The sequence below is a fragment of the Sorangium sp. So ce726 genome (assembly GCF_051521405.1).
GTDB lineage: Bacteria > Myxococcota_A > Polyangia > Polyangiales > Polyangiaceae > Sorangium.
Map to the genome: position 1 here is coordinate 12,296,883 of NZ_CP150349.1, position 14,972 is coordinate 12,311,854.

The following is a 14,972-nucleotide window of genomic DNA, read 5'->3' on the forward strand; positions in this document are numbered from 1 at the left end:
GAAGATTGTTTTGACCGATGGGAAACGCTCTGGGCTGGCCTTCCTCAAGCGTGCTTGACACATCGTTTGCCATCGAGCGTGGCGAAGCGCCGGTTCCGGGTCATGTGCGCCCAGGAGCGAGGCACGTCGCAGCGGTCGCCGTCGAACCCGGCCCGCGTCCAGCCGGCCGCGCCGAGCCCAGGAGCCGCGCCGATCGCAGACGCAGCAGGCGGATGAGCGAGCTCCGCCGTCACGTCGCGACGCTCGCCGCGGCCTGCGTGCTGTAGCCTGAGAGCGAGGAGATCCATGATCCTCGAGACCTTCCACTACGATCGGGACACCAAGAAGTGGTCCGTGCGGGTGCTGCCGGTGCTCGACAGCGAGCGGACGCTGGTGCTGGCGTTCGGGGCGCCGGAGCTCCTCGACGACCCCGGGGCGATCCGGGAGCTGCGGCGGGCGTACCCGCGGTCGCACGTGGTGGGGTGCTCGAGCGCGGGGGAGATCGCGGGCACGTCGGTGCGCGACGGGACGCTGACGGTGGCGGTGGCGCGGTTCGAGCGGACGACGCTGGCGACGGCGCAGGTGGAGGTGGCGAGCGCGTCGGAGTCGTTCGCCGCGGGGCAGGCGCTGGCGCGCAAGCTGGAGCGGCCGGGGCTGCGCGGGGTGCTTGTGCTGTCGGAGGGGCTCGGGGTGAACGGCAGCCAGCTGGTGCGCGGGATGAACGCGGTGCTGCCGGAGTCGGTGGTGGTGACCGGGGGCCTCTCCGGGGACGGGACGCAGTTCAAGCGGACGTGGGTGTGCGCGGGGGACGTGGTGCGCAGCGGGCTCGTGGCGGCCGTGGGGCTGTACGGCGAGCACGTGGTGATCCAGCACGGGTCGAAGGGGGGCTGGGACAAGTTCGGGCCGGAGCGCATGGTGACGCGCTCGGAGGGCAACGTGCTCTACGAGGTGGACGGCCGCCCGGCGCTTGCGCTGTACAAGGAGTACCTCGGGGACAAGGCGGCGGAGCTGCCGGCGTCGGCGCTCCTGTTCCCGCTGGCGTTGCGCGCGACGGCGAAGGACGAGAAGGCGCTGGTGCGGACGGTGCTGGCGGTGGACCACGACGCGCAGTCGCTGACGTTCGCGGGGGACGTGCCGAGAGGGCACCTGGTGCAGCTGATGAAGGCGGACTTCGAGCGGCTGATCGGGGGCGCGGAGCAGGCGGCGAGGGCGGCGAGCGAGGCGGGAAGGGCGGGCGGGGACAGCGCGCTGGCGATCGCGATCAGCTGCGTGGGGCGCCGGATCGTGCTGGGCGACCGGACCGAGGAAGAGGTCGAGGCGGTGCTTGACGTGCTGCCGAAGGGCACGCAGGTGACGGGGTTCTACTCGTACGGGGAGATCTCGCCGTACGCGACCGGCCACTGCGACCTGCACAACCAGACCATGACCCTCACGGTCCTCTCCGAGGCGCTCACGCCGCTCGCCAGGAGCGAAGCCTCGGGGGAGCGAAGGCCGCGCGCCGCGAAGCGGGCGCCAGCCGTGGCGGCGCGCGTCGTCGCGCAGCCGGCCGGCGGGATGGCGGAGTTCGAGGAGCTCGAGATCGCGTCGGACTCGACCTTCACGTCCGAGACCGCCTTCGACACGCCGGCGTCGGCGTCGAGCGCGGCGCCCGCGCCGTCGCCGCTGTCGCCGGGGCGCGAGGGCGAGGAGCCGCGGCCGACCATCCGGGTGCCGCCGAACGGCCGCAGGGCGTCGCGCCCGCACAGCGCCGAGCCCGCCTCGGGGCCGGTCTCGTCGGGGCACAGCCCCACCACCGTGGACCGGCCGCCGCCTGCCGCCTGGGCGCACCGCGCGGCGCCGACGCGGAGCGTGCCGCCCGCCGGCGCCGCCGGCCGCCTCGACAGCCTCGCGTTCGATCAGCGGACGATCGGCGACGTCCTCGTCGTCCGGCTCGCCGGGCGCATGACCGAGGCGTTCAAGGGGGCAGCGCTCGCGCGGGAGCTCGAGGGCAAGGTCCTGCTCGACCTCGCCGGCGTCGAGCGGATCACGTCGTTCGGCGTCCGCGAGTGGCTCCAGATGATCCATGCGGCCCAGCCGCGCCTCCGCGCCCTCTACCTCGCGCGCTGCTCCGAGCCGGTCATCAACCAGCTCAGCATGATCCGGCGGTTTGCCGGCAACGGGCGGGTCGTCTCGTTCTATGCGCCGTACTGCTGCGAGTCGTGCGGCGCCCAGTTCGAGCGCCTCGTTGACTGCGCCCACGACGCGGCCTCGCTGGCCGAGGGCAAGGCGCCCGACGCGGTGTGCCCCCGCTGCGAAGGTGCCGGCGCCTTCGACGACGACGCGGAGACGTATTTCGGGTTCGTCGCCCAGCACGGCGCCGGCGCGATCCCGCCGGAGGTGCGGGAGATCCTCCTCGAGCTCGAGCGGGCCGACGAGCCGGCCGTCGGCGACGCGGTGGAGAAGTCCGTCGAGGGGCGCGTCACGCGCCTCAAGGTGGGCAGCAAGCTGACCGCGACGATCCGCTGGAGCCGCATCATCGACGGCCTCGAGGGCCAGGTCGTCTTCGATCTGAGCAACGTCCCCGCGGTCACCTCCGACGGCGCGGCGCGCTTCGAGTCGGCGCTCCGCAAGCTGGACGGCACCGTCGAGGCGATCCGCATCGAGGGCTGTCCCCGGCTGCTCGCCGAGCGCACGGGGGGCCCCTCGTGGCCCGAGCTCGCGCGGATCGAGTCCGCGGTCGTCGAGGGCCGCTGCGCGTCCTGCAGCGCGACCCGGACGGTGCTCGTCGAGGTCGATCGGCACGCCCCCCTGCTCCGCGGCGGCCAGGACCCGGGCGTCACCTGCAAGCGCTGCAACACGCCGCTCGCCTTCGACGGCTCCCGCTCGCTGCTCTACCTCCTCGGCGCCCACGCGGCGCGCGCCCTCTCGGTCCCGCCGCCGCCCGCCCTGCCTGCGGCGAGCCCGCAGCATGAGCCGGCCGCGGCGCCCCAGGCGCAGCAGCACAGCGCGGGCGCCGCCGCACCGCAGCAGCGCGGCGCGGGCGGCAACGCGGCGTTCCTCGCGCTGCTCGGCGGGGTGGCGCTCGCGGCCGTCGGCTTCGCGGCGTGGCGCGGCGGCGTCGGCCCCGCCGCAGCGCCAGCGGCCTCGGCAGCGCCCGCTGCTCCGGCAGCGCCAGCGGCCTCAGCGGCGCTTGCGGCCTCAGCGGCGCCCGCGGCCTCGGCGGCGCCCGCGGGCGAGGCGCGCGCGCCGGCGCCGCCCGCGAGCGGGCTCGGCACAGCGAGCTGGTCGGTCATGGACGACCTCCCGCCCGCGTGGGTGGAGCGGCCGTTCGTCATCGAGGGCGAGAGCGTGCTCGTCGTCGGCCGCGGCGGCCCCGCGGCCAGCGAGTCGGGCGCGCTCGCGGCGGCGCGCAACGGCGCGATCGAGCGCCTCACGTCCGGCCTCGCCGCCGAGCTCGCGGGCTCCCCCGCGGCCGAGCTCCTCGTCGCGCAGCCACCGGCCGAGGCCGGGCCGGCGCAGCGCGCGGAGATCGTCGAGCGCATCGCCGGGCGCTTCCTTGCGCAGGTCGGCGCGTTCGCGACGCCCGAGCGCGTCGACGCCGTCGTGCGGCGGGAAGGCGACGGCGTGCTCGCCTTTGCGCGGTACAGGCTGTCGCGGCAGAGCTTCGACGCGGCCGCGGAGCTCTACCGCCAGACGGCCACGTTCCAGGGGCTCACCGTGGCGCGCTTCTTCCCGCAGCTCGAGGCGAGGGCACGCACCTCCGGCGAGCTCGTCGTCGTCGCGGCGGAGCGCTCGCAGCGCGCCGCGGATCCAGGGGTCGTCGCGGGGGACATCGTACTCTCGGTCAACGATCGCCCCGTCCATTCGGTCGAGATCTTCGGGAAGGCCACGGCGGACGCGTGGGCTCGCGCGCCGGCAGGTGGTACGATGACCCTCCAGATCGAGTCGCGCGGTGAGCGCCGCAGCGTGAGCTTCGCGAAATCCCAGGCCGAAGGCCCTCGATGAGCACCATGACCGCCCGCCGCGCTCCTGGAGAAGTGACGCCGCCGGCTCGAGCGATGGAGGCGGTCGAATGACCGAGCGCTACGCCGCCGGCCCCATGAGCGTCGGCTCGCGCCACCCCACCACGCTCGGCAGGTACCGCCTGATCAAGAAGATCGGCATGGGCGGCATGGCCGAGATCTGGGTGGCCTCCGTCGCAGGCATCTCGGGCGTGAGGAAGATCTGCGTGGTCAAGCGCATCCTCCCGCACCTCGTCGACAGCCCCGAGTTCGTGCGGATGTTCCTCGACGAGGCGCGCATCGCCGCCACCCTGGACCACCCCAACCTGGTCCAGATGTACGACGTCGAGGACGTCGATGGCGTGCCGGTCATCGCGATGGAGTACCTCCACGGCGAGGATCTCAGGACCGTCCGGAAGTCGCTCCGGTCGGCGAACCGGCGGATGCCGATCGAGCACGCGATCACCATCGCGGCGGGCGTCGCGGCGGGGCTCCACTACGCGCACGAGAAGGTCGGCTTCGACGGCAAGCCGCTCGACATCGTCCACCGCGACGTGTCCCCGCACAACGTGATCGTCACCTACGACGGGGCCGTGAAGATCCTCGACTTCGGGATCGCGAAGGCGGCGAACCGCGTCAACGAGACGCGCGACGGCGCGCTCAAGGGCAAGGTCCCGTACATGTCGCCCGAGCAGTGCACGAGCGAGCACCTCGATCGCCGGAGCGATGTCTACTCGGTCGGCCTCCTGCTCTACGAGCTGTCGACGGGGAGCCGGATGTTCCGGCGCGGCGCCACCGAGTTCGAGCTGATGCGGGCGATCGTGGAGGACCCCGTGCTGCCGCCGAGCGAGGTCTGCGCCGACTACCCGCCGGGGCTGGAGCGCATCCTGCTCAAGTGCCTGGAGCGGGATCGGGAGAAGCGGTACGCGACCGCGAGGGATCTCCAGATCGACCTCGAGGCGTTCGCCCGGGAGGAGCGGCTCGCCACCTCGGCGCTCGCCCTGTCGTCGTTCATGTCGGAGCTGTTCGGCCAGCGCGTGGAGGCGTGGCGGGGCGCGCTCGCCTCGGGGGCGGACCTCGAATCGCACATCGTCAAGAAGGAGGAGTCGATACAGAACGAGGACTCCTTCGCGGGCGCGCTCGACGCCGCGGGCGGGGCGCCGCAGGCCGCCGAGACCGGCCGCCCGGGCGGGGTCGCCACGAAGCTCTCCGCGCCGCTCTTCGCGGCGTCGCGGCCCGACGCCGCGGGGGATCCGGATACGCCGCCGCGCTCCAGGAGGCTCCCCGCGCTGTCGCTCGCGGACGCCGGCCCCGGGGCGGAGCCCGAGGGGGCGCACGGCCCGCGGGCCCTGACGGTGACCAAGCGGAGGCTGGGCAGCCTGCTGATCGTCTCGCTGTCGGGGCGGATGACCGAGGAGCTCCAGGGCCTCGCGGTCGCGCGCGGCATCTCCGGCCGCGTGCTCTTCGATCTGGGCGGGGTGCAGCGGGTCACGTCGTTCGGCGTGCGCGAGTGGATGGCGATGCTGGCCGAGGTGTCGCGGAGCGCGTCCGAGATCTACATCGGCCGCTGCACCGAGCCGATCGTGAACCAGATCAGCATGATCCGCCGCTTCTTCGGGGACGGGCGCGTCGTGTCGTTCTACGGCCCGTACCGGTGCGAGCGCTGCGGCGCCGCCTTCGATCGGCTGTTCGACTGCGACAGGGACGCGCACCTCGTCAGGACGCACGAGCCGCCCGCGAGCCCCTGCCCGCGCTGCGGCGCGGCGGCGGTGTTCGACGACGACGCCGAGAGCTACTTCGCGTTCGCGGCGATCCACGCGGGGATCGATCTGCCGGAGGACGTGCGGGCCGCGCTCGACGAGCTCGCGCGGCTCGACGCGGGGAGCCACGAGGCGATCGAGAAGACGGTCGACGAGCGCGGGACGCGCATCCGCGTGCGCTGCAAGCTCGACGCGCACGTCCGGTGGAAGCGCGCGCTCGACGGGATCGAGGGGGCGCTGGTGCTCGATCTCGCGGGCGCGGCGGGGGTGACGTCCGAGGGCGCGAGGGCGCTCGCGCTGTCGCTCCGCGCGCTGGGCGGCGAGGTGACGTCGATCCAGATCGAGGGCTGTCCCGTGGTGCTGCTCGAGCACCTCGCCTCCGAGAGCCCCCCGCTGCGAGCGGAGGTGGTCTCGGCGATCGTCGACGGCACCTGCGAGCGGTGCAACGCGCCCCGGCAGACGCTGCTCGACGTGAAGGAGGCCGCGCACGCCGCCCGCGAGGACCGGGAGCCGTACGTGCCGTGCAAGCGGTGCAACGCGCCGCTCGCGTTCCCGTGGCTCCGGCCGGCGCTGAAGCGCCTCGGCGCCGAGCCGGCGCCCGCGCTCGCCGGGGCGCCTGAGCCGGCGACGAAGCGCTCTGCCGCGGGGGGCCACGTGACGACGGCGGGGGCGGGCGCAGGGGCAGGGGCGCCCGCGGGCGCAGCGGTGCCGGCAGGGGCGCCAGCGGGCGCAGCGGCGCCGGCAGGGGCGCCAGGCGGCGCAGCGGCGCCGGTGAGTGCAGCGGCGTCGGCGGGGGCGTCTCCGCAGGCCGCGGCCGTCTCGGTGGCCGGTGGCTCCAGATCGCGCGGGGTGCTCGCGGCGTTCGCGGCGGGCGCGCTGCTCCTCCTCGCCGTGGCCTTCGCCTACCAGGGCCGGGGACGCTCGCGCACCGCCGCCGGGGCGGATCCGCCGCCCGCGTCGAGCTCAGGGTGGCACGCGGCGCCGCCGGCCGAGGAGAGCCCTCCGTGGATGGACAGGCCGTTCACCGCCGAGGGCGACGCGATCTTCGTGGTCGGCGAGGGCTCGGGCGCCAGCCGAGAGGCGGCGCTCGCGGTCGCGCGCGCCGACGCGATCTCCCGGCTCGCGAGCAACGTCGTGCCGGCGCTCGCGGGGTCGCAGGCGTACGGCTTCATCCAGGCGCACGGCGGCGGCGCGCGGCGCGCCGGCATGGCGGAGGCCGAGGCGAGCCGCTACCTGAAGCAGGTCGGCGCGTTCGCCACCCCCGAGCGCGTCGACGCGCGCTTCCAGGAGCGCGACGGCGCGGTCGCGGCCGTCGCGCGCTACCGCATGCGCAAGGAGAGCTTCGACGCGGCCGTGCAGAGCTACCGGAGGACGGTCAGCGCGCTCGGGCTGACCGCGGCGCCCCTCTTCCCCCTGCTCGAAGGCGAGCTGAAGACGAGCGGCGACGCCGTCGTGGTCGCCGTGGAAGACCGCGGCCCCGCCGCGGCCGCGGGCGTTCGCGTCGGCGACGCGGTGGTCGCGATCAACGGCCGGCCGGTCGTCAGCTTTGAAGCGATGCGTCATGCGCTGCCGAGCGCGCAGGAGGGCGCCACCCTCGAGCTCACGCTCGAGTCGGGCGGCGCGCGGCGGACGATCGCGATCAAGAGGCCGAACGGGGCGCGGGAAGGGGGCTGAGCCAGGGCGGGCCGCGCCGGCGTGGCGCGCTCCCGCGAGCGCCGCGGCGCACGGCGGGAGCGTCCGCGACATCGCGCCGCGCCGACACGTGAACGTCGTACAGGCCAGCAGAGGGCGCAGAGGGTCAGATGCGCGTCGCTTCCTCGGCATCGGCTGTCCGGCCGACGATCGGCTGCGCTATGCTGGCTGCCGCGGCGCGGCGCTCTCGGTCGGAGGTTTCGAACATGCGCGGCCTGGAAGAGATCGAAGGGCTGGAGGTCGGAACCCTGATCGCCGGCAAGTACCGCGTGGACCGGCTGCTCGACAAGGGCGCGATGGGCGCCGTCGTCGCCGCGACCCACGTCGATCTCGACGAGCTCCGGGCGATCAAGCTGCTGCTGCCGGCCACCGCGGCCGATCCGGAGATGTGCGGGCGCTTCTTGCAGGAGGCGCGGATCGCGTCGCGGCTCAGGAGCGAGCACGCGGTCAAGGTGCACGACGTCGGGCGGCTCGAGAACGGGCTGCCGTACATGGTGATGGAGTTCCTCGACGGCCGCGATCTCCGGGTCATCCGCAAGCAGCGGGGCCCGCTGCCGGTGGAGGAGGCGACGCTCTACGTGATCCAGGCGTGCGACGCGCTCGCGGAGGCGCACGCGCTCGGGCTGGTGCACCGCGACGTGAAGCCCGCCAACCTCTTTCTGACGCACACCCGCGAGGGGACGCCGTGCATCAAGGTGCTCGACTTCGGCGTCTCCAAGGTGTCGCAGGCGGCGCTCCTCGGGGTCGCCGAGATGCGGACGAGCACGGGCCAGATGCTGGGGACGCCCCACTACATGCCCCCCGAGCAGATGCGCGGGCAGCGCGACGTCGACGCGCGCGCGGACATCTGGGCCGTCGGGTCGCTGCTCTACGTGCTGCTCACCGGCCGGTATCCCATGCATGCGCGCTCCGTCCAGACGGTCTCGCTCGTGCTCGGGGGCAAGTTCGTGCCGCAGCTGCCGTCGAAGGTCTGCCGCGGGCTCTCGCCGGAGATCGATCCGATCATCATGCGGTGCCTCGAGCGGGACCGCGACAAGCGCTGGCCCGACCTGGCGGAGCTCACGCTGGCGCTCCGCCCGTTCGCGCCGCCCGCAGCGCAGCCGCTCGTCGACCGCATCCAGCGCATCCTGCGCGGGGGCTTGCGCGACTCGCTGTCCGGGGTGCGCCCTGGCGTGGACGGCATCGACGCGGGGGAGCGCGGCTCGATCCCCACCACCATGGGCTCCGGCCCATCGACCGGCGGCATGGCGATCGAGCTTCGCCCGGAGCTTCCACTTCCCGTGTTGCCTGCGGCTCCTGCAGAGGACGATCCTGTCGAGCGGAGCGAGGTGGCCACGGTCCCGGACCGTTTGCGCGCCGGTCCGGCGGAGGCCGACCTGGTGGAGCGGAGCGAGGCGGCGACAGTCTCGGACCGCTCGCGCGCCCATGCGGACGCGGATCCGGTGGAGCAGAGCGAGGCCGTCACGGTCTCGGAGCGCCCTCGCGCTCGGGCCGAAGCCAGCCCTGCGGAGCCGAGCGAGGCGGCGACGCTCTCGGACCGCTCGCGCGCCCATGCGGGGGCGGATCCGGTGGAGCGGAGCGAGGCCGTCACGGTCTCGAACCACGCGCGCGCCCGGGCGGAGGCCATTCCTGCGGAGCGGAGCGAGGCGGCAACCGGCTCGGACCGACCGCAGACCAAGGCGGAGGCCGGCCGTGCCGGGCTCGGCGCGGCCGGCCCAGCTCCGGAGAGCGCGCGCGTCGAGGACGACGCTGACGAGACGACGCTCGCCGACACGCTCCGGCGGCTGCGCTCGCCCTTCAGGGCGAGCTTCGTCCTGGCGGCGGTGGCGGCGGCGATCGTCGTCGCGCTGCTGGCCAGCGGGACGCGGCCCGAGGAGCGGCCGTCGGGCTCCAGCGCTTCCGGGCCGCCCCTCCCGGGCGCCACGTTGAACGAGACGCGCAGCGCCAGCGAGGAGCGCAACGCCGAGCCCGCCGGTCACGTCGTCCCGGCGGCCGCGGCGTCTTCTGCGTCCCCGCCGCCGTCGTCCGAGCCGGCGGGGGGGGTCGAGCGCGAGGCGCTTCGAGAGCAGGTCCGGCGCACGGAGCAGGAGCCCGGACGCGCCACGGCCGCGCCGAGGCTCCCCGCGAGCGGGAGCCTCCCGAGCCCGGGCTCGCCCCCCGGGGGGAAAGGGCGTTCCGGTCAGCGCTCCGCCCCGGTGACACCGGAGAGGGAGACTCCCGCCCTGCGGGCGCTCGGGGAGAGGCCCTCTCAGGACAGGCGGTAAGGTGGAGTCAACGTGTCGTGAGCGCGGCGCGGCGGACCGCGCCACGCGCGCGTCACTTGCCCTGCGAGATGACGCCGCAACCGATGCGGCCACCGGCGTTGCCGGCGGGCTGGCCGCCGTCATCCGCCTTCTCGTGGACGATGATGGCGCGGCCGAGGAAGGTGTTCGGAGCGCCCTGCTTGAGATTCGCGCCCTTGGCGATGATCTCATGGGCGCCGGTCCCATCGGGCTTGACCTCGATATTGCCGAGATCGCCGAGGTGGTGAGCCGCGCCGTCGGGGAGGCCGTGCGGGTGGTTCTCAGGGTTGTAGTGCGCGCCCGCGCTCTTCGCATCCGGGGCGCTGCAATCGCCGGTCTCGTGCACGTGGACGGCGACCTTGCCCTTGGGAGCGCCCGAGACCTGGACGGCGACCTTCACGCCGCCCTCGACCTCGGTGAAGGTCGCGGTGCCCTTGAGCTTCGACTTGGTCCGCGCCTCGATGGGCACCGAGACGCTCACCGGCGGCGCAGGCGGCGCGGCGGGCGGCGCCGCGGCCTCCGGCGCCGGCGGGCTGGCCTCGGGCGCCGCGGCCGTGGGCGCCGCGGGCGTCTCCGGCGCAGGCTGCGCGGGCTGGGCGGGGACGTCGGGGACCGCAGGGGCCGGCTCGGGCGCGCCGCCACAAGCGGTGGCGCCCAGGACGAACGAGGCGAGCAGCGAGAGACGATAGGCCGGTTTCATCACAGCGGAGACCTCCAGGTTCGTGAGGCGTTGGACCTCCGCCGTCTCCTAGAGCGGTCCTGGCGAGCGATCAATCGGCGAACCCGACATTCGTCAGGCGCGCCGGCGTGATGCGCGCGCTGCCCACGGCGCCGCGGCCAGCGCCCCTCGCGCCGGCCTCGGCGCCGTGGGCAGCGCGCGCCCGACCCCTGGACAAAGACCAGCGAGGCGCGGAGTCCGTCTCCGCGCCTCGCCGAGCTCAGCGACGCGCGCTCACTGCGCGGGCGGGCAGCCGATGGGCCCGGTGCCGATCACGACGTCATCGATCCACATCGAGCGGGCCGAATCCGCCTGATAGGACTCCCAGCCGAGGCCGACGCTGTCGAAAGCCGGCGCGGTCCACTCGTAGTTCTCCACGTTGTTGGCGCAGCCCTGGCCGGTCCCGGACACCTTGAGCTCGGGCACCTCCGCGCCATTGAGCCAGAAGCGCATCTCGTTCTTCGGCCCGTCGAAGCTGAACTCGACGCAGGTCCACGCGCCGACCGGGACCACCTTGTTCTCCGCGTGGTGCCAGCAGTCCGACTGCGGGCCGGTCTTCGGGTCGCTCCAGTATCCGGGCGTATCGTAGTTCGCCATGAGCTGGCTGCCGCCCGTGACCGGGTGCTGCCCGCCGTAGCGATACTGTGCCGCGTAGGGATTTCCCTCGAAATCGCTGCCAGGAATGGTCCCTGAACCGTCGATGATGGTCCAGTGCACATCCCCCGTCGGCGCAGCCTCGAGGAAGAACATCATGCGACCATGGACGACGTTCTCTGCGGTGGGCAGGGCGTCGGTGTCCGCGAACTTGATCATCGCCGACTTGTAGTTGTTGTCTCCGGTGCTCGCGGGCGTGGTCACCTTGATGGACTTGGTGCCGCTGTAATGCCTCTCCGTGTCGACCGACACGGTGGAGCCCGCCATGGCCGTGTAGACCGTCCACGCGCCCAGCTTCTCGCCGTTCTCGCCCTGGCCCTCGTACGACTCGAAGTCGTCGCAGAGCAGCGCCTCACAGGCCGAGCCGCCGCCGGTCCCGCCGCCCTCGCCCGCGCCGCCGCCGCCCGTGGCGCCGCCGCTGGTGGCGCCGCCGCCCTCGCCCGCGCCGCCGGCGCCGCCTCCGCCCGTGGCGCCGCCGCTGGTGGCGCCGCCGCCCGTGCCGGTGGTCGAGGACGACGCGGACGTCGTGCCACCATCGTCATCCGAGCACGCAGCCGCGCCCGCCGCAAAGGTCGCGAGCAGGCCAAGCAAAGTAACGCTATATTGAAGCTTCATGTTCGTCTCCATCCTCCGCGGCGACTATTGCACGAGGTCATCGCGTGGTTCAAGAACGAACGTTTTCGGCAGATCGCACGATCCAGGCGCTCGAACTCGAATGGCCCCGGCGGTGCGGGGCAACACGATCAGGCCCGGGAGCAGCCTTGAATAGCCAGCCTATCGGGCCGGGAGCGAGCGTGAGCGCTCAACCGCCGTCCGCCCCGCCGCGCCCGCCGCGCCCGCCGCCCGAAAGCATCGCCTCCGGCGAGATCGCATAGAGCCTCTCCTCTCCCTGCTTCCCCCGGATCCGCACCAGCGCGGGCATCGCTTCTCCCGGGCTCCCGGCCGCGGTGAACGTCGCCTCATCCATCAGCAGGCCACCGGCCCTCGCCTGCGCCTGAATTCGAAACGCGGTGTTCACACGATCGCCGATGATGGTGAACTCCCGCCTGCCGCTCGACCCGATGCTCGCCAGGAGGACGGGCCCTGTCGAGAGCCCGAGCCGCGTCGGGAAGGCGGGCCGGCCCTGCGAGCGCTGGTGTTCGTTGAAGGTCGCGATGCTCTGCTGGATCCGCAGCGCCGCCGCGAGCGCGTCACTCGCGCTCCGGAAGAACGCGAGCATGCCGTCGCCAACGTACTTGTCGACCTCGCCCGCGTGGTCGTAGACGATCTGCGCCACCGTGGCCATGTAGAGGCTGAGATCCGCGATCAGCGGCCCAGGATCCTCGCTCTCCGAGAGCCGGACGAACTCCTCGATGTCGCTGACCAGCACCGTCAGCACCTCGCGCGCCGGCGGGCTCGGCCTGTTCGACGACACGCTCTCCTCGATGCTCTCCCACGCCCGGTCGGACAGATAACCGCGCAGCGCCGCCTGCATCTGGCGCATCTGCGCGTAGCGCTCCTCGAGCTCCCTCCGCTGCCGCTCGAGCTCCCGGCGCTGCCGGTGCAAGAGCAGCTGCGTCCCCACCCTGGCGAGCACCTCGCGCAGCTCGAACGGCTTCGTGACGTAATCGACGCCGCCCGCGTCGAACGCCATCACCTTGTCGCCGATGCCGGTCATCGCGCTCAGGAAGATGACCGGGATGTCCGCCGTCCCGGGATCCCCCTTGAGCCGGCGGCACACCTCGTAGCCGTCCATGTGGGGCATGCTCACGTCGAGCAGGATGAGGTCCGGGGGCGCCGCCGCCGCCGACATCAGCGCCATCGCGCCGCTGATCGCCGCCCGCACCTCGTAGCCCTGCGCCGTCAGCATCGAGGTCAGGAGCGACAGGTTCGCCGGCATGTCGTCCACGATCAGGATGCTCGCGGGCTCTTCCTTGGGGCGCTCCGGCCGCGCGCCCGGGGCCGCCCCGCGGGGGGCTGGCTTTGCGTCGGTGTCCGTCATGACGGCTCCTCCTCGTCGGCGCTCGATAGCGCCAAGATGCTGTCGAAGCGATACCCCCGCGCGAGCTCGGCCACAGCCCCCGCGAGATCCGCGTCCTCCGGCCGGAACCGATCGATCGTCGCCTGGACGGCCTTCGCGTCGAGCCGCGTCGCCGCCCGCCGGAGGTCCTTGCGGAGCGCGGCGGGCAGCCCGGCCGCCGCCCGGGCGAGGTCGACGGCCGGCGCCCCCTGGGCCGCGCCGGGCTCAGCAGGGCGCTCCTCGTACTCGAAGCGGGCCCCGAGGTGCTTCGTCAGGAGGCCGAGGATGTCCGCGTCGCGGAACGGCTTGCTCACGAAGTCGTCGCACCCCGCCTCCGCCGCGAGCGCCCGGTTCTGCTCGAACGCGCTCGCGGTCATCGCCACGACGACCGTCTCGTGCCCCCGCGGGCTCGACTTGATGCGGCTCGCCGCCTCGTAGCCGTCGAGCAGCGGCATGCGGAGGTCGAGCAGGACGAGGTGCGGCGCCCACGTCTCCCACTGCGCCACCGCGCCGAGCCCGTTGGTCGCGCTGCGCACCTCGATGCCCACCGAGTCGAGCAGCTTGAGCAGGCAGTGGCGCACGTCCCACCGGTCGTCGACGACGAGCACGCGGTACCTGGGCTGGCCCGGCGAGAGCCCCACGGCCCGGATCGACCGCGGCGTCGCGCCGCCGGCGCGCGCGTCGGGCGCGTCGACCAGCGACAGGCGCACGTCGAAGCGGAGCGTCGTCCCGCGGCCGACCTGGCTCTCCACCCGGATGTCGCCCCCCATCATCCGCACGATGCGCCGGCTGATGTGCAGCCCGAGGCCCGTGCCCTCGCGCGACTGCCGCCCGGTCGCGGTCTGCGCGAACGCCTCGAAGAGCTCCGCGAGCTCCTCCTTGGCCATGCCCCGGCCGGTGTCCGTCACCTCGAACGACACCCGCACCCGCCCCGCCGCGCCGTCGTGCGCGCCGCCGTCAACCGTGCCGCCCTCACGCGTGCCGGCAACGCGCCGCGCCGAGGCGCGCAGCGTGACCGACCCGCGCGGCGTGAACTTCAGCGCGTTGCCGAGCAGGTTGATGAGCACCTGCCGCAGCTTCCCCTCGTCGCCGTGGACGTGCCGCGGCACGTCCTGCTCCCGCTCCACCGTGAGCGTGAGGCCCCGCTTCTGGGCCTCGACCGCGAACATCTCCGAGAGCCCCGAGAGCGTGTCGTGGAGGTCGAACTCGGCGTCGACGAGCGTCATGCGGCCGGCCTCGATCTTCGCCATCTCGAGGATGTCGTTGACGAGGCCGAGCAGGTGCTCGCCGCTCTTGCAGATGACCGCGAGGTTCTCGCGGTGCCGGTCGGCGAGCGAGGGGTCGCGCTCCACGAGCTGCGCGAAGCCGAGGATCGAGTTGAGCGGGGTCCTGAGCTCGTGGCTCATGTTGGCGAGGAACGCGCTCTTCGACCGGCTCGCGGTCACGGCCTCCTCCCTCGCCCTGCGGGCCTCCTCCTCGGCCCGCCGCGCCTCGACGAGCTCCTCGCACAGCCGCTGCTCCGCGGCGCGGCTCACCGCGAGCTCCTGCGCCTTCCGCTCGAGCTCGCGCTCGCGGGCGTGGAGCCGCCGGAGGAGCGCCCAGAGGGCGACCAGAAGGAGGGTCCCGACGACCACGGAGGCGGAGATCCCGACGACCTGCATGCGATGTGCCCCCACCCGCCTCCTGCGCGGCGGGAAGGACCGGAGCGCCGATCCCGTCGGAAGGCAACGATCAGGTTACAGGAGTTCGGGGCAGCCCGTGGGCGCCCGATCGGGCGCGCCGCGCGGCTTTTGGCGGCGGAGCGGCGCGGTCGTCAGGCAGACCACGGAACCGCGGAACGCGGAACGCGGAACGCGGAACGCGGAACGCGGAACGCGGAACCAGGAAGACGCGCCGCGCCGCGCTGCG

Annotated in this window: 8 protein-coding genes; 3 read left to right on the plus strand and 5 right to left on the minus strand. The window is 73.8% G+C overall.

What is annotated here, in order from left to right; translation table 11 throughout:
- Window positions 1-44 precede the first annotated feature (44 nt).
- Window positions 45-287, minus strand: coding sequence for a hypothetical protein (locus WME79_RS45870; RefSeq protein ID WP_437528508.1), 243 nt, complete (start codon window positions 285-287; stop codon window positions 45-47).
- Between WME79_RS45870 and WME79_RS45875 the strand changes: the two genes are divergently transcribed.
- From WME79_RS45875 to WME79_RS45885, 3 genes are all read left to right on the plus strand, one after another.
- The gene (locus WME79_RS45875; protein ID WP_437528509.1) at window positions 286-3,963 is read left to right on the plus strand and encodes an FIST N-terminal domain-containing protein; all 3,678 of its coding nucleotides are present in this window, start codon (window positions 286-288) and stop codon (window positions 3,961-3,963) included. The genes WME79_RS45870 and WME79_RS45875 overlap by 2 nt on opposite strands.
- Window positions 3,964-4,030: 67 nt before the next feature.
- Window positions 4,031-7,393: a protein kinase domain-containing protein gene (locus WME79_RS45880; protein ID WP_437528510.1), complete on the plus strand. Its 3,363-nt coding sequence runs from the start codon at window positions 4,031-4,033 to the stop codon at window positions 7,391-7,393.
- Between the two features lie 224 nt (window positions 7,394-7,617).
- Window positions 7,618-9,675: a protein kinase domain-containing protein gene (locus tag WME79_RS45885; RefSeq protein WP_437528511.1), complete on the plus strand. Its 2,058-nt coding sequence runs from the start codon at window positions 7,618-7,620 to the stop codon at window positions 9,673-9,675.
- Between the two features lie 52 nt (window positions 9,676-9,727).
- On the opposite strand, the gene WME79_RS45890 is transcribed toward WME79_RS45885, so the two are convergent.
- The 4 genes from WME79_RS45890 to WME79_RS45905 form a co-directional block, all read right to left on the minus strand.
- Window positions 9,728-10,393: a superoxide dismutase family protein gene (locus tag WME79_RS45890; RefSeq protein WP_437528512.1), complete on the minus strand. Its 666-nt coding sequence runs from the start codon at window positions 10,391-10,393 to the stop codon at window positions 9,728-9,730.
- Window positions 10,394-10,645: 252 nt separating this feature from the next.
- A complete protein-coding gene (locus tag WME79_RS45895) occupies window positions 10,646-11,680 on the minus strand; it encodes a hypothetical protein (protein ID WP_437528513.1) in 1,035 nt (344 codons plus the stop codon).
- Window positions 11,681-11,867: 187 nt separating this feature from the next.
- Entirely contained in the window at window positions 11,868-13,046 is a 1,179-nt protein-coding gene (locus tag WME79_RS45900; protein WP_437528514.1) for a response regulator, read from the minus strand.
- Entirely contained in the window at window positions 13,043-14,740 is a 1,698-nt protein-coding gene (locus tag WME79_RS45905; protein ID WP_437528515.1) for an ATP-binding protein, read from the minus strand. The genes WME79_RS45900 and WME79_RS45905 overlap by 4 nt, the downstream gene beginning before the upstream one ends.
- Window positions 14,741-14,972 lie beyond the last annotated feature (232 nt).

Excerpts from the sequence above, each read along its gene's own strand:
- WME79_RS45890 (WP_437528512.1), bottom strand. The coding sequence starts at position 10,393 with ATGAAACCGGCCTATCGTCTCTCGCTGCTCGCCTCGTTCGTCCTGGGC.
- WME79_RS45875 (WP_437528509.1), top strand. The coding sequence starts at position 286 with ATGATCCTCGAGACCTTCCACTACGATCGGGACACCAAGAAGTGGTCC.
- WME79_RS45880 (WP_437528510.1), top strand. The coding sequence starts at position 4,031 with ATGACCGAGCGCTACGCCGCCGGCCCCATGAGCGTCGGCTCGCGCCAC.
- WME79_RS45900 (WP_437528514.1), bottom strand. The coding sequence starts at position 13,046 with ATGACGGACACCGACGCAAAGCCAGCCCCCCGCGGGGCGGCCCCGGGC.
- WME79_RS45870 (WP_437528508.1), bottom strand. The coding sequence starts at position 287 with ATGGATCTCCTCGCTCTCAGGCTACAGCACGCAGGCCGCGGCGAGCGT.
- WME79_RS45885 (WP_437528511.1), top strand. The coding sequence starts at position 7,618 with ATGCGCGGCCTGGAAGAGATCGAAGGGCTGGAGGTCGGAACCCTGATC.
- WME79_RS45895 (WP_437528513.1), bottom strand. The coding sequence starts at position 11,680 with ATGAAGCTTCAATATAGCGTTACTTTGCTTGGCCTGCTCGCGACCTTT.